This is a genomic window from Burkholderia sp. Bp9016 (assembly GCF_003857765.1).
In the GTDB taxonomy this organism is placed as follows: Bacteria; Pseudomonadota; Gammaproteobacteria; order Burkholderiales; family Burkholderiaceae; genus Burkholderia.
The window spans coordinates 443,490-465,228 of record NZ_QTPY01000001.1; the positions used below are offsets into that span (position 1 = coordinate 443,490).

The following is a 21,739-nucleotide window of genomic DNA, read 5'->3' on the forward strand; positions in this document are numbered from 1 at the left end:
CCGCCCCCCTCAGACCGACGAGACCGCGTCTTCCGACTCGGCGTCCAGATCGGCGAACACTTGATCGCCATCTTCGATGATTCGATAAGTGCGCAGGTCAACCGTGCACGGAAAAGTGACCGCCTGGCCCGTCGGAATGTGGAACTGGCCGTCGTGCACGGGGCACGCAATCAGATCGCCGTCGACAATCTCGCCACCGGACAGCGAAGCCGTTGCGTGCGTGCATACGTCGCTCGTCGCGTAGAAGCGACCTTCGAGGTTGTAGACGGCGAGCGGACAGCCGCCGGTCTGGACCTGACGCACCTCGCCTGGCGCGAGATCTTCACGCTTGAGCAAAAATACCTTGTTCATTCGAAGCACTCCGTTATTGCAGATGGAGCTGGACGAAGCCGAGCCCGGTCACCCATTCGGGTACGGGTGCATAGTCGATGACTTCACCACGCGCTCCCGCGAGCGCGCCCATCGCACACGCCCAGTTGCGAATTTCCATACCGCCGTTACCGCCGTTCTCGAGGATGTAGGCGTCGCTCAGGCTCGCGAGCGCGTCGACGGCGCCACGCGTCGCGTAGTCGAGAATCTCGCGGTCGAACGTTTCATTTACCCGACCCATGTCAGCCGTGCCGACCCAGTGACTGATTCCGCCGCTGCCGATCACGGCCACGCGCTCGTCGCCCGGCCACGCTTCGACAGCTTCACGAATCTGGCGTCCGAGCGCGACTGCACGCGTCAGGCGGATATACGGGTCGACGCCCGACGCGAGGTACACCGGGATCGTCCCGACCTGCTCACCCGCATCGCGAAGCGGCTGGACGATCAGCTGGTTCGGGATTGCCACCGAGTGATCGACCGTAAGGGCGCGCGCAACGGCCCAGTCGCAACCGTTCTCGAGACCATGTTCCGCAATGTGCTGGGCCAGCGGCGCGCTGTCTGGAATCACACCGCGCTTGAGGCCCGGAAGCGCGTCGAGCGGCCCGTCTACATCCCCGGTCCCGATCAGGAAACTCGGGAGGCAATTCGTCCCGAAGAGCATGTAATGATCGGCACCCACAATCACCACGCTAGTGGGACGCAGCTCGGCGAGGCGCCGCGCGCACGTCTCAAACGCCTTCCACATGCGCTCGCGCACCCCTTGCTCCGGCGCTTCCGGTGTGACGAACATCACCGGGTCATGTGGCACGAGAAAGCCACCTACCACTTTTGCCATGTCGGCTTTCTCCCTGTTTATTGTTTGAGCGCCGCAACGTGCAACGCTTCGCCATCTCCGATCGGTCGCAAGCGCCGCATATACGCGCGCATGTCCCGGTCTGGCGAAAGCTCTTGCCAGAAGCCCATCGTCAACATCGGATTGACGCCCGCGTGTTGCAACGCGAGCACGTCGAAATCGACGACCATCCGGCGCTCTGCATCGCTTAGCGCGAAGCGCCGCAGAAATCCATCGGCATCCTCACGAAATCGCTGCTTCGCAGCGCGATCGACGCTCAATTGATGGAGCACGCGCTCCAGTACGTGGCGGCTCATGGCTCTTATTCGCAGAAGGCCGTGACGAGGCGCAGGAAGTCCGCCCGGCGCTCGGTCTGAACCCAGTGGCCGCACTGGCCGAACAGATGCAGGTCGGCGCGCGGAATCGCACGGGCGAGCAACTGGCCGCAGGCAGGCGGAACGACGCGATCTTCACGGCCGTGCAAGACAAGCGCGGGAGCCTGAATCTTCGCGACAACGTGCTCGGGGAAACCCTTCACGATCGTCGGGCCTTCGACGTTCGGCTTCGGGATCAGCTTGCGAAGCGCGTCCTGAGCGCCAGAACGTGCGCTCGCCTCATAGCGCGACTTGACCATCTCCGGCGTGATGATCGACTGGTCGAACGGGAAAAGGCGCATGGTCTTTTCCATGTTCTCCAGCGACGGCTCGTATTCCCATGCCGCGCGCAGACCCGGCGTCTGCTCGAATTCGCCCGCCGGCGTGCCCAGCAGCACGATGCGCTCGACTCGCGACGGATCGAATACAGCCAACCCGAGCGAGAGCGCGCCGCCGAACGAATTGCCCACGAACGAGGCTTTTTCGATCCCGAGCACATCCATGATGCCCACGAGGTGGCGCACCCAGAGTTTGATGTCGTACTGGCTGCCGTCCTTGAATTCCGTGAAACCGAAGCCCGCAATGTCCGGCACGATCACTCGGAACTTCTCCGCCAGTTCGGGCATGACACCCTTCCAGTTCGTCCAGCCAGACACGCCTGGACCAGAGCCATGCAACAGGAACAGCGGCTTGCCGTGTCCCTCGTCGAAATAGTTCGTCCGATGATCGGCGGCTACGAGTTCCCGCCCCATCCCTTCCTGATTCGCCATCATTTCCTCCATACCCATACGTATGCGTATGGTAGAAGGCGACTTGATCGTCGTCAATGAACGCGATCTAGGGGTAAACGCCGTCCTTGACCGCTCGGTAGTGGAACGGTCTGGGCCACTCCCGTACCGACCCGCATATTGAAAGGCGATAAAATGAGCGTTTTCCGGAGCCGATATGGCAGAGACAAAAGCTAGTCAGAGCGGTCGCGGGCAATTTGGCCCGGACGACTGGATTCACGCGGCGCAACGGGTCCTGGAGAGCCGCAGCATCGATGCCGTTCGCGTGGAGGTACTCGCCAAGGAGATGGGCGTTACCAAAGGCAGTTTCTATTGGCACTTCAAGGACCGCGACGACCTGCTGCGCCGCATGCTGGCCGCATGGCGCGACGAGGCGACCGAGCAGATCATTTTCCGCTTTGAAAGTCGTGGCCTTTCGGCGCGCGAATTGATTCGCGACCTGCTGACGCTTCCCTTCCGCGGCGCATCGGCAAAGGAAGCGGCTGCGACCGAACTGGCAATCCGGGCGTGGGCGCGTCGTGACGAGTCGGCGCGAAGCGTGCTCGACGAAGTCGACGCAAAACGCCTGGCCTATATCACGCAATGCTTTCGTGCGCTCGGATTCAGCGCCAGCGAAGCACGTTCACGCGCGTTCGCGCTCTACAGCTATGAACTCTCTGAATCGCTCCTTTCACATCAAGGTACGGACAAGGAGAAAAGCGACCGACGCGCATTCATGGAACGGCTGCTGCTGACACCACTTGGTGGGTCCAAGCAAGCCTGAGCGATGAACCTTAGTTTCGGGATGGGCCCATGCGTGGGTGCCCTCGAGTGGAGCGATGCGCTGCCCCGCAATGGAAAATCCGAACTGGCGGACATCCACATGTTGGGGATAGCGAAGCAAAACCTGGCGAGCACGTAGGAAGCGGACGCCCGAACCACACTTTCGCGTCATCTGCTCTGAATTGAACGTGACCGGCTTGATGTGACTGTCCCATCGAACCCAGGAAAAATGACGGTCACCGCCGCCTCCGTGCGTGACCACCCCGCTGTCGCGGCCCCTGTTGCGTTTGGTTTCTTGTACCGTTGACCGATTGCTCGCGTTGGCATGCGACTGGTGACGAGAGGGTGAGCCCCGCGCGCAGCACGATGAGAAACAGGCAAGTGGCGGCCAGCGGGGCGTTGATTGCTATAGTTGCCGCCCCGCTGGTCATCGTCACTCGGGTTCTGTCAATCGCGTGGTGTGCATTCAGAAGCGAAACGCGATCCCGGCAGTCGTAACCAGTGGATCGAGGCGAACCGCGGCGTGCACCGGAGCGGGGCCGAGATAGCCTGTTGCGCTCGTTCGTACGATGAATTTCTTGACATCGACGAACACGCCCACATGCCGGGAGATGCGGTACTCGAGTCCGACTTGAGCCAGCCCACCCCATGCGTTCCTGGCCTGAAAATCGGTGACCGTGCCGTCCGATGTATCAAACACCTTCATGTAAGTGATACCGGCGCCGACGTAGGGGTACAGGTTGTACTTGGCGAATGTACTGAACTGATACTGCAGCGTCAGCGCAGCAGGCGCGTACTTGACCTTACCGATCGTGCCGACGCCAGAGACCGTCCCCGTACCCGTTAGCGTCGTCGTCGGAGGATAACCGACGGTCAGCCCAACGGAGAGGTTTGGCGTCAAACGATAGCCCGCTTCGACCAGAAATGCGGCATTGTCTTTCACCTTGGCGTTGCCGCCCGGGACCGCTTGCCCTCCCGCAGTCAAGTCGGCATTCTCGTCAAATGCCACCCATGCAGCACCAGCTCGCACCCACCAGCGCCCGCCATCCTGTTGCGCGTCGGATGACTGTGCATGTGCCGGAACAGCAGCAAGCCCCAACAGTACAGCTGCAGCAACAGCTTTTGCCGGGCGCGAACCTACCTTGCTTTTTCGTCTCATCATGTCTCCATCCATCGGGCCTTTTGTAGTTCTATCGGCCATTGTCCAGCTCGGTCCGTATTCGAAATCGCGTGCCAATCAGCCTTGATATGCAATGCATACCGATTTGGTCGTGGTGTAGTTCTCAATCGCCGACGCACCGTGCTCGCGACCGATTCCGGAGTCCTTGAACCCTCCGAACGGAAGATTCGGATCGACCATGTTGTGCGTGTTGACCCAGACGGTCCCTGCTTCGATCGCTTCGGTCAACGCAAGGCTTGCCGAGAGGTTATTCGTCCAGACACTCGCGCCGAGACCGTAAGCCGAGTCATTCGCCTCATCAACGACTTCGGCCAGATCGGTAAATGGCATCGCAACCAACACCGGCCCGAAAACTTCCTCGGTCAAAAGGCGCATCGGCCTGTTATCGTGGTTCGCAAACACGGTCGGCCGCACGTAGTAGCCATTCTCCGGCGTCGCACCCGCACCGCAAAGTTGTTCGGCACCGTCAGCGCGTCCGGATTCGATCAGCGACTTCACTCGCTGTTGGTGGCGCAGCGAGACGAGCGGCCCCATATGTGCGGATTCGTCAAATCCAGACCCCACGACGATGGTGTCTGCAATCGCGGAGAGTCGATCGAGCACATCGTCATAGATATCGTGATGAACGTAGAGCCGCGATCCTGCCGTGCAAACCTGCCCGTGGTTGAAGAAGATCGCGTCTGCTGCGCCTCGGGCGGCTACGTCAGGATCGCAATCGTTCAGCACGATGACGGGGCTCTTGCCGCCGAGTTCGAGCGAAGCAGGCTTGAGGTTCTGACCGCACGTCGCCCCGATCAGACGCCCCACCTCAGTCGATCCGGTAAAAGTCACTTTGCTTACCTTGGGGTGTGCGACAAGTGCGGCACCAGCCGTCTCCCCCCTGCCGGTAACAACGTTCAACGCGCCTGCCGGCAGTCCGGCCTCGACAGCAAGTTCGGCGAGACGCAGTGCCGTCAAAGGAGTTTCTTCCGCAGGTTTGAGAACGACCGTGTTGCCACAAGCAAGCGCCGGCGCGATTTTCCACACCGCCATCAGGAGCGGGAAATTCCACGGAATGATTGCGCCGACAACGCCAACGGGAATGCGCCGGGTGAAAGCTGACGTACGCACGGTCGGAGGCAGCGGAAGAGAGAGATCCAGTGTCGAGCCGGATATCTTCGTCGCCCAGCCGGCCATGTAGCGCAACCATTGCGTGCCCGCGCCAACTTCGAACATGCGCGAGTAGGCGATCAATTTCCCGTTGTTACGAGTCTCCAGCGCGGCAAGTTCTTCCCCGTGCTTCTCGATCAGATCAGCGAGACGCAGCAGAATCCGCTCTCGCGCTGCTGGCGGCATCGACTTCCATGACGTCGACCGAAAGGTTAGTGAAGCGGATTCGACTGCTCGGTCGATGTCTGCCACATCGGCATCTGGAACACTTGCAATCCTTTCACCGTTTGACGGATCGAAGACCGGAATCATCTTGCCGGAATTCGCTTGTTGCCATTCACCATTGATGAACATGCTGGTGCGCAGGCTCGAACCCGTCACTTCCAGTGGCATTGATATTTCTCTATACATTATGCATTCCTTAATATAAATCCGGTTGGCACCCGACGCTCGAAATAATTCAGACATTTATCGACGTGACGTCTGACGCTGACGAATTAGACTATTGGTAGATATCCAAACCCGGTCCGGATGAGATGCTGCGCCTGGTGGCGTCTCATGCGTGTGCGTCGTGGGTTCGAGCGGGCATTCGAAGCGGGCGTACGGCGTTAATGCCGATAATCAGCAGAGCACCCATTGCGAGAATGCCAAACAGATAGGCGGGCGCAAGTGCGATCACGCCGAAGATGTCGCCGGCCCCGAAATGGTTTGCGCCGAAGGAGAGCCCGCGATTCGATGCAAAATTCGAAAAAAAGTAGAAAACGACGTTGGACCAGCCGTCCCCGACAACGATCCACCCGAGCAGGCTACGAATCCTCTCGCAGAACCGCAGCGTGGGAAGAACGAACGCGACGGCGATCACCATCATGCCGTTCAGGGCGGGACCCACGTGAGCACGCGCCCACCCCTCCGGCGTTCCCGGTATCTTGAAATGCAGCATATATCCCGGGAAAAGCTCGAAACCATCGAGCAATCTTACCCACAACCCCAACCCGAAAAGCAGCGTACAAAAAATCATCAACACTCCGTGCCCGGCCATTCGTTGCTGCAATGTCTTTTCCACAAATGCCTCCTGTTCCTAATAGTTGATTGATCCCACTCCGCTTAGCGAGCTATGCCCACGACGGCTGTTTGTGATATCGGCTTGCGTAGAACACCAGGGGCGAGCCGGCGGAACCATCACACGCGACCACTCTTGCGAAGAAGAGTGTGTGATCGCACATCTCCACACGCTCAGTCACATCGCACTCGAACCATGCCAGAGCGGCGCGCAGGACCGGTACCCGCGACGGAACGACGAATTCTGGCTTGCAGTCGCTTTCGACGCGCCCACTGAACAGCGCCGAGTAACTCTCCTGTTCGTCATGCAGAATGCTGACCCCGAAGCACCCCTGGTCACTGATGAGCCGATGCGTTCGACCGGGTTTCAATGAAATCATGATCGTCGGCGGGTCAAGACTGATCGACGTGAAGCTGTTGATCGTCGTGCCATGCACTTCGCCAGCGCTCTCTGCGTCGACGCTCACGATTGCAATCCCGGTGGCAAACAGCGATATGGTCTTGCGAAATTGCAACCGGTCGTCCGCGGTCACTCGTCGCTGCTCTACTTCCGTGTTAATCATCTGATGCTCCGAAAGTCGGCGGTTTCCTCGCGCCAGTGTTTTGTGCTGACCACCCGATCAATTGTCGTTATTGGCAGTGGTCCTCACAGTGCAGTTCTTACGCCGCCATCGACGGCGCGTCGTGCGCGTCAGCGGCCAGGCCCTTCAAACGTTGACGCCACACGGCCATCCGTTGCGGGCTCGAGAAACAGTCCCACTGCACTTCCGGATAGTTGAAGTTGTCCGTGAAGGCATCCGCGAGTTCTCGATGCTGATAGAGGTCGAGGATGAAATTCTGGAGTTCGGCGGGAAGCAGCCTGAGGTTGGTCAACATATAGTTGGTCCAGCGCGTTGCGCTGAGTACTCGATCGCTCCTGCGCATGTTGACGTGTTCGCAAAAACGTTCGTCATACACGTTTTGACGAACGATTTCTTCGCCGACGATCCATGCGGCGTGGGATGCCATGTTGGCCCCTTGTCCGAGCACGGGATCGACCGTTGCGTGGACATCGCCCAATGCGAGCGCCACCTTCCCGCCCTCGAGCGGCATGTGTGTTGCGCGAACGGTGGGAGTGACGGCGCCTTGAAGAATATCCAACGGGCTGTTGGCGAGGTCGAATTCCCTTTCGTTGATTCGTTCCGCGACGCTCGGGTGATGCACGCGCAACTTGCCGATCAGCATCTTAATGAACGCGTCGGGGTCATCCTCGTACTTTTGCCTGGCGACGATCTCCATGTCGCCGCCGGGGATGTTTTCGATGACGAGCGCCGTCACCATTCCGTCGAACGAGACAGTCGGAATCTCGATCATTTCGCCGTGGCCGGGCGAGAAGGACATGGTTACCGCGCGAATCGGCGCCTCGGCGATACCCTTGAAGAGAGCAGCACACAGCATCCGTTGGGGGCGGTCGAATGGCGAATATTCCGCCCGATGCTGGAACATCTGACCGAGAGGCCCTTTACCGGTACAAACGACGAGGAGATCGTAAGCCGCAGCGAGTTCCGGCACGTCGGATGCCTCGAGCGTCTTGTACTCGATCCTGCCGCCGCGCTCGACGAAGTCGTTCATCAAAGCAGGCTGATAAATCCGATAGTCGACCGCACGGCTCGGCGCCTTCAAGTCACCGTAGAAGCGCAGCGGCTGAGGACCACCGATGTAGTAGTAATGACCGAAGTAGCCAAGACCCGCCCAGTGGTCCACGCCCAGTGCTTGTTCGCGTGCGATGGTGACGGAGTGATGCGCGACCGTATTGAGCAGGCGCATCGACGCGTACTCCTCCGGCCGGCGATCCGTATAAATGGTGACGTCTACGTCGTGCTGACGCAGGTAGAGACCAAGATGAAGGCCGGCCGTACCAGCCCCGATGATGCCGATTTTCTTCTGTGCCACGAGTTGTCTCCTAGGTTATGAGGTTCGTTACAGCCCTCAATTTCGATCTGCTGGTGAGTTCTCAATATATTCCGCACGAATTTCAGCGAAAACCTAGGCAACTGGGATAACATACATTCCAAATTGGACTGAATTGATCCGCATCATGGATAACCTCCAGCTTCTGCAGGCATTTCTGCGTACAGTCGAGATGGGCAGCTTCTCCGCAGTCGCGCGAGATCAGGGAACATCCCAATCTGCTATCAGCAAACAGATCGCGTCGCTCGAAGCGACACTCGGCGTCCAGTTGTTCCGCCGGACGACCCGGAAATTGAATCCGACGGGCGAGGCACTGCAGTTGTATCCGCATGTCCGGCAGCTACTCGATGCGGTCGACGTAGTGAAATCGGAGGTTCACGGCATGCCGGCAACGGGCGTCGGGGGGACGCTTCGCGTAACGATGCCGGGTGCGTTCGGTCGCAAGATGATCATGCCGCTTCTTCCTAAGCTGCTTGCTCGCCACCCGAGACTGGTCGTCGAAGTAATCTTCGGCGACAGCATGCTGGACTTGGTCGAGGAGGGAATGGAGCTTGCAATTCGGATCGGAGAGCTCCCGTCGAGCACGCTCATCACGCGTACGCTAGGGATGGCTCAACAAAAGGTTGTTGCAACCCCGGAGTATCTGAAGGCACATGGGAAACCCGAGTCACCGCTAGATCTCGCGGATCACAGTTGTATCGCTTACGCGGGCGCGCCGCGATGGAGTCGCTGGGAATTCGACTCCGAGCTCGGACGCCAGGCAGTAGAGATTGCGGGTGCCGTAAGGGTCAACGATCTGGACGCCATTTACGATGCAACCCTCGCCCACATGGGTATATCCGTGATTCCCGAATGGCGTGCGGCCGAAGATATCCGGGCCGGTCGATTGAAAGTCCTGATGCCCGACTACTACGCAACGCCTCAACCCGTGAACATTCTCTATCCTCAAACTCGGTTTTTATCCCAGCGCGCCAGAGTATTCATAGACTTTGTCGTCGAACATATTCCGCGAATGTAGATCTCTTGTGGTAATGGGCGATGCGTCGGCAACCCACGAAAGGTGCGGGCTGGATGCGGGGCGCCCCGCATGTCCGGTTCGTAGGGGGCCGTGACGCAGCAATGCGCCACCGCTACCCGACACTGGCGCCGACGCCGATTCGGATCTGGTTCACAGACTGCTTCACCCAGTGGCCAACGTGTCGGATGTTTCGCAAGCCCATGCCTGTTACACCAGCATGAGCAGCCGTGAACCGATCTCGGCAAGCCATGGCATCCGACTGGCAAAGGGGCGAGCATTCGCCGCCAGGCAACGCGGGGCGCCACTGCTTGACCACGCCCGCTTTCTGCGCAGCATGCCATGTGTACGGCACGACGGTTTCCATTGACCGGCGAAACTCACTTTCGCGCGCTGACTCCGCGATTCCCGAGCAGCCGACCACCACAAACGGACTCTGTCGACAGTTCGATACCCATCCCGATGTCGACACCGAACCTCGAGTCGCGTGCTGCTCGAGGTCGGCTCAGTGCTAACCCGCAATCCGTTCGATCATCGCACGAAAGTGAGCGATAGTCGCGCATAACATGCGGCAGGCCAATTGCCCAAGCCGTCGCGCCGACCCTATCCTTCATTCACCCATCGATTTCAATGCAGCATCGGACGCGGCGCCGCCACGCTTCCACGATGCGCCGTGCCAGGAGACACCACCATGACCACAACCTTCGCCACCCTCGACGCCGCTGCCGGCGCCCGCGCACGCATCCAGGCCCGCAAGGCCGCGATCGGCAGCTTCGTCGGCGCCGTCGTCGACTGGTACGACTTCCTGCTGTACGGGATCGTCGCCGCACTCGTCTTCAATTCCGAATTCTTCCCGAAGGTCAGCCCGACCATGGGCACGCTCGCGGCTTTCGCGACCTTCGGCGTCGGCTTCCTGTTCCGCCCGCTCGGCGGTGTCGTGTTCGGCCATTACGGCGACCGGCTCGGCCGCAAGCGGATGCTCGTGCTGACCGTGATGCTGATGGGGCTGTCGACCGTCGCGATCGGCCTGCTGCCGACCTTCGCGTCGATCGGCTGGTGGGCGCCCGTGCTGCTCGTGCTGATGCGCGCGCTGCAAGGCTTCGCGGTGGGCGGCGAATGGGGCGGCGCGGCGCTGATGGCCGTCGAAAGCGCACCGAAGCAAAAAAAGGCGTTCTACAGCAGCGGCGTGCAGGTCGGCTACGGCGTCGGGCTCGTGCTCGCGACGGGCATCGTGTCGATCCTGAGCCATACCCTCGGCGAAGCCGCGTTCAAGGCCTGGGCCTGGCGCCTGCCGTTCGTGTTCAGCATCGTGCTGGTGCTGATCGGGCTGTGGGTCCGCAAGAGCATGGACGAATCGCGGGAGTTCGTCGAGAAGGTCGAGCACGGGGACCACAAGGTGCGCCTGCCGGTGCTGGAAGCGCTCACGCGTCACCCGAAGGCGTTCCTGCTGATCATCGCGCTGCGGCTCGCCGAACTGTTCACGATGTATATCGTCACCGCGTTCGCGCTCAGCTATTCGACGACCAACCTCGGCATGTCGCGCGACCTGTTCCTGAACATCGGCCTGCTGGTCGGTGCGGTGAGCTGCGTGACGATCCCGTGCTTCGCGTGGCTCGCCGACCGCTTCGGCCTGCGCCGCATCTACCTGATCGGCGCGGTGATCGGCCTCGCGTCGGCGGTGCCGTTCTTCATCGCGCTGGAGGCGCGGTCGATCGCGTGGATCGTGATCTTCTCGATCCTGCTCGCGAACGCCGCGCACGACATGGTCGTGAGCGTCCAGCAGCCGCTGTTCACCGAGCTGTTCGGCGCCGAATACCGCTACAGCGGCGCGGGCGTCGGCTACCAGTTCGCGAGCGTCGTCGGCGGCGGGTTCACGCCGTTCATCGCGGTCGGCCTGGTCAGTCTCGCCGGCGGTTCGTGGCACCTCGTCGCCGGTTATCTCGCGGTCGGCTGCCTGCTGTCGCTGATCGTCGCGGCGCGCATGCGCACGGCACAGTGACGCATCGTCCAGCGACGGCCGCCGGCGCGGTGGCGCCGTGCACAGATGCACGGCGCCGCGCGGATACCCATCACACCCCAACCCTGCCCCCCTTATCGTCAGGATCATGAGATGAACTCCCCCTGCATCATCACCGTCGCGATCACTGGCTCCGTGCCACGCAAGAAGGACAACCCCGCCGTGCCGATCTCGGTCGCCGAGCAAATCGAAAGCACGCACGAAGCCTATGAGGCTGGCGCCACGCTCGTGCATCTGCACGTGCGGGATGAGCAGGAAAATTCCAGCTCCGACCGCTCGCGTTTCGCCGAGCTCCAGAACGGCATCCGAAAGCACTGCCCGGGTATGATCGTGCAGTTTTCGACGGGCGGACGCGGTCGCTCGTTCGAGCAGCGCGGGGCGATGCTCGACCTGCGTCCGGACATGGCATCGCTCGCCACGGGATCGGTCAACTTCCCGACCATCGTCTACGAGAACCCGCCCGATTTCATCCGCTCACTTGCAGCGACGATGCTGCAGCACGACGTCAAGCCGGAGATCGAAATCTTCGACCTAGCCATGCTGTACAACACCGTCGACCTCGTCCAACAGGGTCTGCTGAAGCCGCCCGTACATGTCCAGTTCGTGTTCGGCGTCAAGCATGCCCTGCCCGCGCGACGCGAGATTCTTGCGTTCGAAGTCGAACAACTTCGTGCATTACTGCCGGACGCGACCTGGACTGCGGCCGGCATCGGGCGGCACCAGCTCGAAGTGAATCACTGGACGTTGCAGATGGGTGGCCACTGCCGCACCGGCCTGGAGGACAACGTGCGCTGGGACAAGGACACGCTCGCGTCCAGCAATGCGCAACTGGTCGCGCGGGTGGCGGCGCTGTGCGCCGAATACGGCCGCCCTGTCGCAACCCCGACCCAGGCCCGCGCGATTCTCGGCCTGCATGCGGCCTGAGCGTCCGGCGCATCGATGTCGACGCGGCACCGGCGGACCGCAAGTGCCGCGCATTTCACCATCACCTGCGGAACCGATCATGAAGATCAACGGAGCCACACGAGTGTTCTACTGCATCGCCGATCCGATCGAGCAGGTACGGGCACCCGAATTGTTCAACCACCTGTTCGACGCGTACGACGTCGACGCAGTCATGGTGCCGCTACGGGTGACGCCCGACCAGCTCGCCCCGACCTTGCACGCGCTGCTCGCGTCGCCGACCGTCGGCGGCATCTCGCTGTCGATTCCGCACAAGACCATGGCCGTCGGCCTGGTGTCGCAATGTACGCACCAGGCGCGGATCGCACATGCGATCAATGCGATCCGGCGCGGTCCAGCCGGTATCGAAGGCGAGTTGTTCGACGGCCTCGGCTTCGTCCGCTCGCTCCGGCGACTGGCCTTCGATGTCGCCGGCCGCAGTGTCCTGCTGATCGGTGCGGGCGGCGCCGCATCGGCGTTGGCATCGGCGCTCGCGGAGCAACGCGCGGCACGCATTGGCCTCTTCGATCCGGACACGTCGAAGGCCGTGCAACTCGCTGAAACGATCGCGCAATCGTTCCCCGATTGTCGGGTCGACAGCGTGCCATCGAACGATCCGGCCGGCTACGATCTCGTCGTCAACGCGTCGCCGCTCGGTCTACGCGCTGGTGACCCGTTGCCCGTGCCGGTAGAACGACTCGGAGCGCAGGCATTCGTGTACGACATTCTGATGAAGGGCCAGCCGACGCCGCTCGTCACCGCGGCCCGTGCGCGTGGTCTACGTGCGTCACCGGGATTCGACATGCTGGTGCAACAGGCCTCGCTCTATCTCGAATTCTTCGGTTTTCCCACACTGGCCGCCGCCGCCGAGCGCCACACGGCGGACTTGAGAGCATTACTCGAAACCCCGGCGCCAGTTCGTCCAGCTACGCTCGCGATCCCGTCAACGTGTAGCGTGCGGGGAGCGCATAGGCCGAAATGAATTTGTCGCTCTCCCGCCGAGCAACCACGCCGAAAAGCGCGATTGGGTATCGCAGTAGGAAACTCATATTGAGCCCCCTGCCCAGATCCGGACAAGCCCAATTCGGGCATACGGCTCCTACCCTGGGTGTTTGACGGCAAACCGCGAGTTTGGCCACGCCTGAAGAATGCGAGGTTGCGACGCTACCGTTGCTTCCAGCGCGTGCTCCGAACGAGCATCAATCCGCTACTGAGGTGCGGACGGACCGTCTGGACGTTGCTGGATCTGATGCACAAACGCGGCCCGTTCTGCGTCCGACGCGCCTGGTCCTCGGGCGGGCGCGCCCACCAGCCCCCTACAGACCGCTCGTCGACGCCCATCGACGCACATGGGAACAATGTACCAAAATGAAGGGAAACATAGCCCTTACTATCGACCCCTTCACTTCTGCCGCCAACGACTCGGCCACCTGCGCGTGACAAACCAAGCGCTGTCCGAGACACAAGCGAGCACTGCCCGGCGAACCTCCTTGCGTAGATAGCAAAAGTTTCTGCGTAGAAACTTTCAGCTGGGGGAAGCACTCCGATGCGCCTGATCTAGAAAGTCGCTTTGCCCAGTGGATTCCTCCGGCTGTCCATGAGGACCTTATAGAGCATTTGCGGGATGACTGGTCGCGCATCCGGCTAAATTGCCAAACCAACGTCCGGTACGTTAGTGCGCTGCACTTGCTCCAGCGCATCGAGGTAGCGATGGACTGGAACAACGGAAAGCTGCTCATCATGGATAAGGACCAACGCCTTGAGCGCCGTACGCTCCGAGTCGGTCAAAGTCCACGGGTCGCCATGCTCGACGCGCGCAATGCATTGAGCAAGCGCGGTGCCCGCTCGACGATACGGCTCCGCATCTCCGTCAGCAGATAAACAGACGGCAAGAGCCAGCACGTTGGACAACGTAACGATGGCATCGACGTCGCCGCGGCCTTCACAGAGTGCGGCAAGAGCGAGATGGTGTTTGAGCGCAAGGCGCCGTATCTGTTCCGCCGGAAGGGGTAGAAGCTGAGCCTTCGTGAGCGGCCGACGACGCAAGGTTGAGTGTTTTCGCATAAATGGATCTCGGCGTTCAACTCGAGACCGAAATGACACTGGATTCGGGATCAGCGGGAGATTTTTGCCGCGGAACTAAGCTCCCTTCATACCGGATTCGTATCGCAAACTCATGTGCCGCGCCCGCGCCGCTCCAGTTCAATTCGGGTGCGCTCGAGCTCTCGTGCGAACGTGGCTTCGTCCGGCAATACCGTCTGATATTCAGCCGCGAGAACCTTGTTCGGCAAGTTGTCGAGCGCGTAATGTGCCTCTGCGGCGCCTTTTTCGGCACATAGGATGAGACCCACCGGTGGATTTTCCCCGGGCTTCATCCAGTGCTCGCGCGCGTAATTGAGGTAGAGGTGCATCTGTCCGGCGTCGACATAGCTGAAGCGCCCGACCTTCAGATCAATAATGAGCAGACATCGCAGTCGTCGATGAAAAAACACCAGGTCGACACGGAACCAGGTGTCATCGATCCGGAGGCGCCGCTGCCGACCGATGAAAGCAAAATCATCGCCGAGCTCCAGCAGGAAGTCGGCGAGATGTTGGATCAAGCCGGCCTCGAGATCCGACTCTGAGTACTCGTCCTTCATATCGAGGAACTCAAGGACGAACGGATCGCGAATCGCCTCCTCAGGTGTGAGTAACTCTCCCGGTTGCGGTTCAGCGGCTTTTCCGAGCAGAGACGCCTTGTTGCGGGACAACGCCAGTCGCTCATAGAGCTGACTGCTCACCTGGCGGTCGAGTTGACGCACAGACCAGCCTTCACGCAGCGCCTCGGCTTCATAGAAATCGCGCGCAGCGGCCACCTTCACCGAAAGCAGGCGCACATAGGCTGACCAGGGCAACGGAAACGCCTGCGCGACCGTGCTGAGTTCAAGCGGCGTGGCCTCGGCCCCTGCAACGGATAATCGCGTGGCCGATTTTGCAGACGGTGTCGGGACAATTTTGGGGGCGGCGGATTGTGCAGACAGCGTCTGCACAATCCGATCGGCCGGCCAGGCCAGATAGAAAGCACGCATCTGGGCAATGTTGCGCCACCCGAAGCCACGGCCGAACCGCTGCGACAAGTCTGCACCCAAGCGCCGGATCACAGCCTCGCCGTAGGCCGCCCTTTCGTCACCACCCTGCTCGAACAGCACGATCCGCCGCCCGATTTCCCAGTACGTCGCCGTCATCAACGCGTTCACGCTGCGGGCCGCGGCCGCGCGGGTGGACGCGACCACCTCAGCAATCTCACGGTGCAGGCCCGCGTAAGTGGCTTGTTCAACTTCCCGCTGCGTCACGACGCGTTCACCACATCCTTAAAGGCCTTGCCGGCAGTGAACTTCACCGTGTTCGCTGCGGCGATCGCAATCTCAGCCCCCGTCGTCGGATTGCGACCGGTCCGCGCCGCGCGCTGCCCCCGCGAGAATGCGCCGAAGCCGATGAGCTGCACCGCCTCGCCACGGCTCACGGCCTCGGTGATGACGTCCAACGCCGCCTGGACCGTCTTACTTGCTTCATTCTTGCTGACGCCGGCACCTGCGGCAACGGCGTCGATGAGTTCCTGCTTGTTCATGAACCCTCCTGCTCACCAAGTCAAAGCCGAACCCTACCGCACACCACGGCCGACACGCAAACCCCGGAGAGTCAATACGGTCGTGCCGCCGGTGACCGCCTGCCATACAGAAGCCAGGCTTGCGCCTCACGCTTCGCGACTTGGCCGACACCCGGTGCCCGCTGTTGCAGATATCGGGCACGCGTCGTCGGCCTGCGATCGCCGCCCCACCGCCGACAGCGTGGCCCGAACGGAGTCGATCACCCCATGAATCAAACCCCAATTAGTTTAACCGTGATAAGTCCTATTATTAGGGTTACGCTTAATGGCTTTAAATAGGGGGAAGATTCGTTGCGCCTTGCCGGTTAAGTGATCACCGACTGTTGATTTGCACGGAATCCCCCGTGGATCAGGATTCCGTGCAAATCAACAGACAGTGGTCATCGTCGCGCAAAGCGGAAGTCCAACGCGCGAACCACATTCCCATCCTTGATCGGTTGCCAGCTAACCATGACGTTGGTTTGCAGATTGAATTTTTCGACAGCCGGATCGATCGCGCACGGCCTGATCTTGTGAAAAGGATAGTTCGCCGGCATCCGCAGCATCGCACGCAAACCCTCAACGCTGACTTGCCACCGCCCGTGCTCGGCTTCACGCACCAGGTATTCAAGAGTACGCGCCGCGTACGTTGACGATGATGGATCGGGCCCCAGGCGGACGTCGTCGTCCTTCTTCGGCGGATGGCGCCGATTGAAGCGATATCGATTGAGCCCGTTCTTTACGCGGCAACGCAGCCACGCCTGCTTGCATAGCGTGTTCAATGCAACACGCACTCGTTTCATTTCCCCCGATTGGGGATCGACATCTCGTGCGTACAGCATTGTTGCAATCTCTCGGCCGGTACTTCCCGGATTCTCGATGACGAGATCGACAATGAGTCGCATGACAATGTTCGGTCTTGCCAAGACAACCTCTTCTCCCATGTGAACGACAGAAATGCTAACCCTGGCGTCGCTATTTCAGAAATATCACGCAGGATCGCATTGACTGCGCGCCCAGGAGAAGGCTGACATCGGGCCGATAAAGAACGCAACTAACGATCAACCGCACTCCACTCTTCGACAAATTTCCTCGCACTTCACAGCCCCTGTCTACAAAAACGGGGGCCTCTGACTGCCAGGCGCCCCTCACCCTAGATTTGCTCGAATCGGACGCGTCTGCATGAAGACGTAGAGCGAAAACGCCGCTCGCAGCGACTCATGTTGCGAAAGCAAAGCCTCATTCAAGTCGGCCATTGGATCGATACTCAACCGACGCATCGTCAGCTTCGCAGCCGGAGACCGTTTGTAGTTGCGACGCCAATCCTCTCTTTGTTCCGGCGTCGCGGCCTCGTACGCGTCCCAGCCCTGCCGAACCTCATCGCCCATCCGCTCCTGCGCACTCACCTCCTGTGCTGCGGCCTGCAGTGCCACGCGGTTTTGAGCTTGTGCCTTTGCTTCGGTCTCTTGTTGCTCACGCTCAATGAGAGACTGCTGAACCTGCACCATTTCGCGCTCAGCATCGGAGACTGCCCAACCTTCTTTGAGAGCCTTCATGAAAAAGCCAGCCGGACTCTTCGTCACCTTGCCCAACTTCAAGCTGAATCGAGTACGGTCAATCGCTTGCTCGAGACGTTCATCGGTGTAGGTGTCTCGATCGCCAACGATCTGATTGAACTGCGCTGTCGAAAGCCCAAACTCCTGCTTCAGGGCTTGATAGATCTCCTTGGCGTGCTCGTGCGTATGCAACACCCGTTCGGCGAGATCTTTACGGCTGATTCGGAACCGGAGACTGCCAATTTTTCGCGAACCCGGCAGGTTCCGCGTTTCGTACGCAAGGGAGAGGTCAGAAACTTCGTTGATCTGCTGTACGGCCGGTTCGAGCCAATCCCGTTTGAAGTACTTGAACACCTGCGCATTCGCGCCCATCTCTCCCTGCCATCCACGCAACTCGTCGAGTGGGATCCAGTCGGTCTGCCCTTCATCCGCGTGCGGAAGCAAGTGGTCGTACATCACCCGCGCGTAGGACAAGGTGAACATCGAGGTGATGCGCAGACTCAACCAATGCGACTTACCCTTCCCTCGAATAATTCCAATCAGATCGGGCGGGACACGGAATTGAAAGCGGCCACCCTGGTAGGAGATACGGCCGATCAGTTGCGTCGAACCGAAAGGCCGCTCACCGTCAGCGTCCGCGGGCGCCGTCGCCTGGATAAGGGCTTTTTGCGCCTCGGTGATGACCTGCTCGAGGTGGGTGTTGTTGCGGCTCGAGTAGCGCATGAGCCATTTGAAATAGTCCAACTCCACGTCATAGAGGTCACGGGGCCGTTCGTCGTAGGCGACAATGAAGTACGCTGCATCGATCAAGCGGCGAGCGGCCACACCTAGGTCGACGATTCGAATGAGGACGTTGTTACGAGAAAAACCAATATCTGACCTTGCGCTATCGACTGGCAGCCCTTCTGCCGACGCATCATCGAACAGGGCAAGCGCCAACTGCTGAGACGTCGCCAATTGCCCTCTTTCCGCCATGCCGCCCTCCGCCATCACGCTGCATTTGTCATATTGGAGCGTAATGTACCGGTGGCAAAGTGACCCGTCAACACACACCACCTCACCTTCGGCATGCAACGCCCACATTTCACCTCACCTTTGAGCCCATTCGCCTCACCCCCGCGCCCAAAAACCTCACCTTGGTCGCCAATTTCTCTCACCATTCTGTGGACTTTTCCTCACCTTCGGTCTCAATCCACAGCGCCTTCAGCACACAACCCCTCACCTTTCGAACCTAACGCATTGATTTATAAGGAATGGGCCTATGCTGTTAGTTGTTGGTGGGTTTTCTTTGTTTACAACAACAACCACCTCAGCAAACAAGAGAGGCGGCCGGGTAAGAAAGCCTGTGTACGACGGCCGAATTCCACAAGGGCTCAAGGCGCCGTACTCCCTGGTACTTCCAAGGTTCTTTTGGCCTAAAGACCGCGATCGATGGTGAGGTGGATTGTGTATTCCGCCTAAACGATGCCAATTCATCAGGGCCATGGCTTGCCTAAGGTGAGGGAAATTGTGTGCTGGGGCGCTGCGAACAAGGCCATACGGCGAGTTCCCACGACACAATTCACCTCACCTTTCTCTGCCCGATGCTTCTGCTTCCTGCGAAAAGCCGATGGACGCAGGTATTTGGAGCCGAGCGGGCGAATAATCAGTTCCCGACGCGAATTACATAGCGATTTTTCGGTCTTGCTAGTATTCTACGGTTCGTGTTTAAAAACTGCAGAACCGTAGAAATCTGCGGTGAGCGTGAAAAAAGCACCTCACCGTTGAACTCAAGAGGAAGCGTCTAATGAAAATGAGCGAGTTGCCAGCAGTTGCGCGGCAGGTGAAGCTATCTCAGCTTGGCGAGTTCGCAAAGCGGTTATCCGTGATGACCGACGAGCTTCGTGAGGACATCTTGGCCCCGCGGCCTCGCAAGAACCCCCCGGTATTCACGATCGGCGAACTGAGCGAGATGTGTGGCCTCGATCGCCAGAAGATCAACTATATGGCGACGAAGGAAGGCGGCGATCTGCCGCCTGGCGAAGCTCACGGCTCGGGCCGCGCTCGCATCTTCACGTTGGCTGAAGCGCGCACGTGGGTGCAGAAGGCTTCGAACATCTTTCAGACCGCTCTCGTCACTGGTAAGGGCGAGCATCGCGGCCGGGTCCTGATCACGGCAAACTTCAAGGGCGGCTCGACCAAGACGACAATCACGATGTGCGAGGCCCAGGCGCTTAGCTTGCGTGGCCGCCGGGTCCTCGTCATTGATCTCGATCCGCAGGCTTCGCTCTCGGAGCTTTGCGGGCTGTATGCAGAGAAGGATGTGACGTGGGAAGACACAGTGCTTCCGTTCATCTACGATCCCTCCATGGAGGGGGGGCTTGCGTCAAAGGTCCAGTCGACCTATTGGGATGGGATCGACGTCATTCCGGCGCACAACTATTTGCATGACGCGGAATTCCACTTGCCGACAGCTCAGGCGGAAAATCCGGGATATGAATTCTGGTCAGTTCTGCGTCGCGGCATCGAACCGCTTCGTTCCGAGTATGACTACATCATTCTCGACACCGCCCCCTCCCTGTCCTATTTGACGCTGAACGGGCTCATGGCTGCCGACGCGATGGTCATGCCGCTTGTTCCGGAAAGCCTCGACTTCATCTCGTCGGTGTCGTTCTGGTCACTGTTCTCCGAAATTGCTGCAGGCTTTGTCGACCACGAACTCGACAAGACCTATGACTTCATTTCGGTATTGCTCTCGAAGGTTGACTATGGTGCGGTGTCGTCCGCACCAGCGGTCCGAGTCTGGGCTCAACGAGCGTACGGCGACTGGCTTTCGGCGACTGAAATCCCTGCGAGTTCGGTAATGAGCAATGGTGCGCTGGCGCTGTCGACTGTCTTCGATCTTTCTCGATCCGACGGCGTCGCGAAGACCTTGGCGCGGGTGAAGCAACCGTTGATAGACCACTGTAAATGGATCGACGACCAGTCGGTCGCACGCTGGAGGGCGGAGGCATGAGTAACCTGCGAGAACGGATGATGAGCAAGACAGCGGGCTTGCGCGCGGCTAAGGACATCGAGCTCGCAGCGCAGCCTGAGAAGCCTGCTACCCCAAGAACTGCACCCGGAATGGCGGCCGCACTCGCGACCGCTCAGGCTCGGATCTTGGACCTCGAGCGGAGCACCACTTCGCACGAATTGGCGGTTGCGGATATCGTTCCCAATCCGTGGCAACCTCGCCGGATCTTCAACGAGGCTAAGCTCGCCGAGCTCGCGGAGTCAATCCGCGAGTCGGGTTTGATTCAACCTATCGTCGTCCGAAAGACGGCGTCGGGTTACCAAATCGTGGCGGGGGAACGACGCTGGCGTTCCCACAAGATGATCGGGAAAGACACGATCAAGGCCGTCATTACCGACATCTCAGACCAGGATATGGCGATGCTTGCCTTGGTCGAGAACGTTGTGCGCGACGGCCTCACCGACTACGAGATCGCTCGCTCGGTACGCGAAACAGAGAAGGAGTTTCCGAATCGGAAGCGGATGGCCGAGGGCCTCGGAATTTCTCGTTCCGAGCTCTATCGGTATTTGGCGTTCGCGGAATTGCCCGCCTTCATCATCAAGGACCTTGAGCTTCAGCCTCGGCTACTCGGTGCCCATGCTGCAGAGGCTGTTGTCGCCGTGCTTCGAAATCGTGAAGGGCGTGCGATTGAGATTGCCCAAGAGCAATGGGCGCAGGTGGTTGCCGGTGAGCTCGATCAGACGAAGCTTGCGAAGGCGATGAAGCTCGCGATCGAAAGCGATGGTAAGGGCGGCGCTGTGAGCGATCGCCAGATCGATAAGATTTTTGCGGGAAAGAATCAGGCAGGCTCCATCACAAGGGACGCGGGCAATTTTACGGTGAAGATCAAGGCAGGAATGCTCACCGTAGAAAAGGAAGAGAAGATCCGGGCTCTTATTTCGCAGCTGTTTTCCGCTCCAGACTGAGGCCCCGCGACGTCCAGCCAAGCCCGCGATCCGCGGGCTTTTTTTACGAGCTTTCACGTGTCCCCATTGGGGACACGTGCGGTCTCAGCGGTCATCGCTCGAGAAGGAAACTGGGCAGTGTCCCCAATGGGGACACCCAATACTTGGGCCGCTTCGCGCTA

At 59.9% G+C, this 21,739-nt stretch carries 21 protein-coding genes and 1 pseudogene; 8 read left to right on the top strand and 14 right to left on the bottom strand.

Going from position 1 to position 21,739, the window contains the following annotated elements; genetic code table 11:
• Nucleotides 1-9: 9 nt before the first annotated feature.
• Genes DIE13_RS02150 through DIE13_RS02165 form a run of 4 tightly spaced genes read right to left on the bottom strand, consistent with a single transcriptional unit; the run spans nucleotide 10 to nucleotide 2,345 of the window.
• Nucleotides 10-351 (bottom strand): non-heme iron oxygenase ferredoxin subunit, encoded by a 342-nt coding sequence (locus tag DIE13_RS02150; protein ID WP_124825588.1) that lies wholly within the window; start codon nucleotides 349-351, stop codon nucleotides 10-12.
• Between the two features lie 13 nt (nucleotides 352-364).
• Nucleotides 365-1,204: a protocatechuate 3,4-dioxygenase gene (locus DIE13_RS02155; RefSeq protein WP_124825589.1), complete on the bottom strand. Its 840-nt coding sequence runs from the start codon at nucleotides 1,202-1,204 to the stop codon at nucleotides 365-367.
• Nucleotides 1,205-1,221: 17 nt separating this feature from the next.
• A complete protein-coding gene (locus tag DIE13_RS02160) occupies nucleotides 1,222-1,518 on the bottom strand; it encodes an extradiol ring-cleavage dioxygenase (protein WP_124825590.1) in 297 nt (98 codons plus the stop codon).
• A 5-nt stretch (nucleotides 1,519-1,523) separates the two neighbouring features.
• Nucleotides 1,524-2,345 (bottom strand): alpha/beta fold hydrolase, encoded by an 822-nt coding sequence (locus DIE13_RS02165; protein WP_124825591.1) that lies wholly within the window; start codon nucleotides 2,343-2,345, stop codon nucleotides 1,524-1,526.
• Between the two features lie 175 nt (nucleotides 2,346-2,520).
• Here DIE13_RS02165 and DIE13_RS02170 point away from each other — a divergent pair, with 175 nt between their 5' ends.
• On the top strand, nucleotides 2,521-3,126 hold the full coding sequence (locus tag DIE13_RS02170; RefSeq protein ID WP_124825592.1) for a TetR/AcrR family transcriptional regulator: 606 nt from the start codon (nucleotides 2,521-2,523) through the stop codon (nucleotides 3,124-3,126).
• Between the two features lie 465 nt (nucleotides 3,127-3,591).
• Here DIE13_RS02170 and DIE13_RS02175 read toward each other — a convergent pair whose 3' ends face one another.
• The 5 genes from DIE13_RS02175 to styA all read right to left on the bottom strand — a co-directional run bounded on the left by DIE13_RS02175 (nucleotide 3,592) and on the right by styA (nucleotide 8,445).
• Nucleotides 3,592-4,326, bottom strand: a complete 735-nt coding sequence (locus DIE13_RS02175; protein ID WP_124825593.1) for an OmpW/AlkL family protein — start codon at nucleotides 4,324-4,326, stop codon at nucleotides 3,592-3,594.
• A 36-nt stretch (nucleotides 4,327-4,362) separates the two neighbouring features.
• Nucleotides 4,363-5,847 (bottom strand): phenylacetaldehyde dehydrogenase StyD, encoded by a 1,485-nt coding sequence (gene styD / locus DIE13_RS02180; RefSeq protein ID WP_124825594.1) that lies wholly within the window; start codon nucleotides 5,845-5,847, stop codon nucleotides 4,363-4,365.
• A 163-nt stretch (nucleotides 5,848-6,010) separates the two neighbouring features.
• Nucleotides 6,011-6,517 (bottom strand): styrene-oxide isomerase StyC, encoded by a 507-nt coding sequence (styC, locus tag DIE13_RS02185; protein WP_221622207.1) that lies wholly within the window; start codon nucleotides 6,515-6,517, stop codon nucleotides 6,011-6,013.
• Between the two features lie 49 nt (nucleotides 6,518-6,566).
• The gene (gene styB / locus DIE13_RS02190; protein ID WP_124825595.1) at nucleotides 6,567-7,076 is read right to left on the bottom strand and encodes a styrene monooxygenase NADH-dependent flavin reductase subunit StyB; all 510 of its coding nucleotides are present in this window, start codon (nucleotides 7,074-7,076) and stop codon (nucleotides 6,567-6,569) included.
• A 97-nt stretch (nucleotides 7,077-7,173) separates the two neighbouring features.
• Nucleotides 7,174-8,445, bottom strand: coding sequence for a styrene monooxygenase subunit StyA (styA, locus tag DIE13_RS02195; RefSeq protein ID WP_124825596.1), 1,272 nt, complete (start codon nucleotides 8,443-8,445; stop codon nucleotides 7,174-7,176).
• A gap of 145 nt (nucleotides 8,446-8,590) precedes the next feature.
• Here styA and DIE13_RS02200 point away from each other — a divergent pair, with 145 nt between their 5' ends.
• The 5 genes and pseudogenes from DIE13_RS02200 to DIE13_RS02215 all read left to right on the top strand — a co-directional run bounded on the left by DIE13_RS02200 (nucleotide 8,591) and on the right by DIE13_RS02215 (nucleotide 13,419).
• Nucleotides 8,591-9,481 (top strand): LysR family transcriptional regulator, encoded by an 891-nt coding sequence (locus tag DIE13_RS02200; RefSeq protein ID WP_124825597.1) that lies wholly within the window; start codon nucleotides 8,591-8,593, stop codon nucleotides 9,479-9,481.
• A gap of 124 nt (nucleotides 9,482-9,605) precedes the next feature.
• A pseudogene (locus DIE13_RS33780) lies at nucleotides 9,606-9,706 on the top strand (IS5/IS1182 family transposase); the annotation flags it as partial.
• A 463-nt stretch (nucleotides 9,707-10,169) separates the two neighbouring features.
• On the top strand, nucleotides 10,170-11,477 hold the full coding sequence (shiA, locus tag DIE13_RS02205; RefSeq protein WP_124825598.1) for a shikimate transporter: 1,308 nt from the start codon (nucleotides 10,170-10,172) through the stop codon (nucleotides 11,475-11,477).
• A 111-nt stretch (nucleotides 11,478-11,588) separates the two neighbouring features.
• Entirely contained in the window at nucleotides 11,589-12,419 is an 831-nt protein-coding gene (locus tag DIE13_RS02210; RefSeq protein ID WP_124825663.1) for a 3-keto-5-aminohexanoate cleavage protein, read from the top strand.
• Entirely contained in the window at nucleotides 12,316-13,419 is a 1,104-nt protein-coding gene (locus DIE13_RS02215) for a shikimate dehydrogenase (RefSeq protein WP_221622208.1), read from the top strand. The genes DIE13_RS02210 and DIE13_RS02215 overlap by 104 nt, the downstream gene beginning before the upstream one ends.
• Before the next feature lie 662 nt (nucleotides 13,420-14,081).
• Here DIE13_RS02215 and DIE13_RS02220 read toward each other — a convergent pair.
• The 5 genes from DIE13_RS02220 to DIE13_RS02240 all read right to left on the bottom strand — a co-directional run bounded on the left by DIE13_RS02220 (nucleotide 14,082) and on the right by DIE13_RS02240 (nucleotide 18,593).
• Nucleotides 14,082-14,501, bottom strand: coding sequence for a hypothetical protein (locus DIE13_RS02220; protein ID WP_124825599.1), 420 nt, complete (start codon nucleotides 14,499-14,501; stop codon nucleotides 14,082-14,084).
• Nucleotides 14,502-14,611: 110 nt separating this feature from the next.
• The gene (locus DIE13_RS02225) at nucleotides 14,612-15,769 is read right to left on the bottom strand and encodes a YhcG family protein (protein ID WP_124825600.1); all 1,158 of its coding nucleotides are present in this window, start codon (nucleotides 15,767-15,769) and stop codon (nucleotides 14,612-14,614) included.
• Nucleotides 15,766-16,044, bottom strand: coding sequence for an HU family DNA-binding protein (locus DIE13_RS02230; RefSeq protein ID WP_124825601.1), 279 nt, complete (start codon nucleotides 16,042-16,044; stop codon nucleotides 15,766-15,768). The genes DIE13_RS02225 and DIE13_RS02230 overlap by 4 nt, the downstream gene beginning before the upstream one ends.
• A 419-nt stretch (nucleotides 16,045-16,463) precedes the next feature.
• Complete coding sequence (locus DIE13_RS02235; RefSeq protein WP_185731191.1) at nucleotides 16,464-16,967, bottom strand: replication initiation protein; 504 nt, start codon at nucleotides 16,965-16,967, stop codon at nucleotides 16,464-16,466.
• Nucleotides 16,968-17,210: 243 nt separating this feature from the next.
• Nucleotides 17,211-18,593, bottom strand: a complete 1,383-nt coding sequence (locus DIE13_RS02240) for a replication initiation protein (RefSeq protein WP_098557368.1) — start codon at nucleotides 18,591-18,593, stop codon at nucleotides 17,211-17,213.
• Nucleotides 18,594-19,404: 811 nt separating this feature from the next.
• Between DIE13_RS02240 and DIE13_RS02245 the strand changes: the two genes are divergently transcribed.
• Together DIE13_RS02245 and DIE13_RS02250 are read left to right on the top strand one after the other, a co-directional pair.
• On the top strand, nucleotides 19,405-20,613 hold the full coding sequence (locus DIE13_RS02245) for a ParA family protein (RefSeq protein ID WP_124825603.1): 1,209 nt from the start codon (nucleotides 19,405-19,407) through the stop codon (nucleotides 20,611-20,613).
• Complete coding sequence (locus DIE13_RS02250) at nucleotides 20,610-21,578, top strand: ParB/RepB/Spo0J family partition protein (RefSeq protein WP_124825604.1); 969 nt, start codon at nucleotides 20,610-20,612, stop codon at nucleotides 21,576-21,578. The genes DIE13_RS02245 and DIE13_RS02250 overlap by 4 nt, the downstream gene beginning before the upstream one ends.
• Nucleotides 21,579-21,739 lie beyond the last annotated feature (161 nt).

What these genes read in the sequence shown, in the direction of transcription:
- DIE13_RS02150 (WP_124825588.1), bottom strand. Translation starts at nt 351, where the DNA reads ATGAACAAGGTATTTTTGCTCAAGCGTGAAGATCTCGCGCCAGGCGAG.
- DIE13_RS02155 (WP_124825589.1), bottom strand. Translation starts at nt 1,204, where the DNA reads ATGGCAAAAGTGGTAGGTGGCTTTCTCGTGCCACATGACCCGGTGATG.
- DIE13_RS02160 (WP_124825590.1), bottom strand. Translation starts at nt 1,518, where the DNA reads ATGAGCCGCCACGTACTGGAGCGCGTGCTCCATCAATTGAGCGTCGAT.
- DIE13_RS02165 (WP_124825591.1), bottom strand. Translation starts at nt 2,345, where the DNA reads ATGGCGAATCAGGAAGGGATGGGGCGGGAACTCGTAGCCGCCGATCAT.
- DIE13_RS02170 (WP_124825592.1), top strand. Translation starts at nt 2,521, where the DNA reads ATGGCAGAGACAAAAGCTAGTCAGAGCGGTCGCGGGCAATTTGGCCCG.
- DIE13_RS02175 (WP_124825593.1), bottom strand. Translation starts at nt 4,326, where the DNA reads ATGGCCGATAGAACTACAAAAGGCCCGATGGATGGAGACATGATGAGA.
- styD (WP_124825594.1), bottom strand. Translation starts at nt 5,847, where the DNA reads ATGCCACTGGAAGTGACGGGTTCGAGCCTGCGCACCAGCATGTTCATC.
- styB (WP_124825595.1), bottom strand. Translation starts at nt 7,076, where the DNA reads ATGATTAACACGGAAGTAGAGCAGCGACGAGTGACCGCGGACGACCGG.
- DIE13_RS02200 (WP_124825597.1), top strand. Translation starts at nt 8,591, where the DNA reads ATGGATAACCTCCAGCTTCTGCAGGCATTTCTGCGTACAGTCGAGATG.
- shiA (WP_124825598.1), top strand. Translation starts at nt 10,170, where the DNA reads ATGACCACAACCTTCGCCACCCTCGACGCCGCTGCCGGCGCCCGCGCA.
- DIE13_RS02210 (WP_124825663.1), top strand. Translation starts at nt 11,589, where the DNA reads ATGAACTCCCCCTGCATCATCACCGTCGCGATCACTGGCTCCGTGCCA.
- DIE13_RS02215 (WP_221622208.1), top strand. Translation starts at nt 12,316, where the DNA reads ATGCGCAACTGGTCGCGCGGGTGGCGGCGCTGTGCGCCGAATACGGCC.
- DIE13_RS02220 (WP_124825599.1), bottom strand. Translation starts at nt 14,501, where the DNA reads ATGCGAAAACACTCAACCTTGCGTCGTCGGCCGCTCACGAAGGCTCAG.
- DIE13_RS02230 (WP_124825601.1), bottom strand. Translation starts at nt 16,044, where the DNA reads ATGAACAAGCAGGAACTCATCGACGCCGTTGCCGCAGGTGCCGGCGTC.
- DIE13_RS02235 (WP_185731191.1), bottom strand. Translation starts at nt 16,967, where the DNA reads ATGCGACTCATTGTCGATCTCGTCATCGAGAATCCGGGAAGTACCGGC.
- DIE13_RS02240 (WP_098557368.1), bottom strand. Translation starts at nt 18,593, where the DNA reads ATGGCGGAAAGAGGGCAATTGGCGACGTCTCAGCAGTTGGCGCTTGCC.
- DIE13_RS02245 (WP_124825603.1), top strand. Translation starts at nt 19,405, where the DNA reads ATGAAAATGAGCGAGTTGCCAGCAGTTGCGCGGCAGGTGAAGCTATCT.
- DIE13_RS02250 (WP_124825604.1), top strand. Translation starts at nt 20,610, where the DNA reads ATGAGTAACCTGCGAGAACGGATGATGAGCAAGACAGCGGGCTTGCGC.